Below are 1,246 nucleotides of genomic sequence, written 5' to 3' on the forward strand. Positions count from 1 at the left end.
GCCGATGGCGGTCGGCGTCGACCTGCGCGGCGAATCCTATGGCCTGCTGATCGACCAGATCGGCGAGGTGCTGCGCCTGCCCGAGGACGGCAAGGAAGACAACCCCGTCAATCTCGACCCCCGCATGGCCAAGCTCGCCGGCGGCGTCCACCGCCTCGACGGTCAGCTCATGGTCGTCCTCGACGTCGATCGCGTCCTCGAGCTTGCGCCCGAGATGATGGCGGCCTGATACGGCGGCACTGCCGCGGACGGACTTGCAATTGGAGGTGCCCCCGCAAAGGGGGCAGGAAGCAGAGGTTCACATGCGAACTTGTCTCGTCGTTGACGATTCCAGCGTCATCCGCAAGGTTGCGCGCCGGATCCTGGAAGGCCTCGACTTCCAGATTCTCGAAGCCGAGGACGGTGAGAAGGCGCTGGAAGCCTGCAAGCGCGGACTTCCCGACGCAGTGCTGCTCGACTGGAACATGCCGGTCATGGACGGCTACGAGTTCCTCGGCCATCTGCGCCGCATGCCCGGCGGCGACCAGCCCAAGGTGGTGTTCTGCACCACCGAGAACGATGTCGCGCACATCGCGCGCGCGCTGCACGCCGGCGCCAACGAGTACATCATGAAGCCCTTCGACAAGGACATCGTGACTGCGAAGTTCCAGGAAGTCGGCCTGATCTGAGCCGGCACCCGGAGGCTGAACGGATCCTTCGGCGTTTGTTTTCAACTGAACCGTTCCAGTCTGAGTTGGTGAGTAATGAGTGTTGCGTTCGTAGGGAAGTCGGCTGCGAGCCCGCCGCGCGAAGCCGGGCCGGTGCGGGTGATGGTGGTCGACGACTCTGTTGTCATCCGCGGCCTGATCTCGCGCTGGATCGGCGCCGAGCACGACATGGAGGTCGCTGCCTCGCTGCGCACAGGGCTCGAGGCGGTCAACCAGCTCGAACGCATCAACCCCGACGTCGCCGTGCTCGACATTGAAATGCCCGAGCTCGACGGCCTCTCGGCGCTGCCGCAATTGCTGGCAAAGAAGCGCGACCTCATCATTATCATGGCCTCGACACTGACTCGCCGCAACGCGGAGATCAGCTTCAAGGCGCTGTCGCTCGGCGCGGCCGACTACATCCCGAAGCCCGAGTCGACACGCGAGGCGTCCGCGGCCGACATCTTCCATCACGACCTGATCCAGAAGATCCGTCACCTCGGTGCACGGCTGCGCCGGAAGCCCGCGGTTGCGAGCCCGTCGCTGGCGCCCGCGAGCCC

At 65.2% G+C, this 1,246-nt stretch carries 3 protein-coding genes; all 3 read left to right on the plus strand.

Translation table 11 applies throughout. The annotated features are described in order from the left end of the window. Nucleotides 1-229, plus strand: a 229-nt coding sequence (locus tag AC629_RS43690) for a chemotaxis protein CheW (protein ID WP_210419233.1), incomplete at its 5' end; no start/stop codon positions are given. 73 nt (nt 230-302) lie between these two features. Then, nucleotides 303-668: a response regulator gene (locus tag AC629_RS43695; protein WP_007600538.1), complete on the plus strand. Its 366-nt coding sequence runs from the start codon at nt 303-305 to the stop codon at nt 666-668. A gap of 75 nt (nt 669-743) precedes the next feature. After that, a partial coding sequence (locus tag AC629_RS43700) for a response regulator (protein ID WP_143199934.1) occupies nt 744-1,246 on the plus strand: 503 nt, incomplete at its 3' end.

The sequence above is a fragment of the Bradyrhizobium sp. NAS80.1 genome (genome assembly GCF_001908205.1).
Lineage (GTDB): Bacteria > Pseudomonadota > Alphaproteobacteria > Rhizobiales > Xanthobacteraceae > Bradyrhizobium.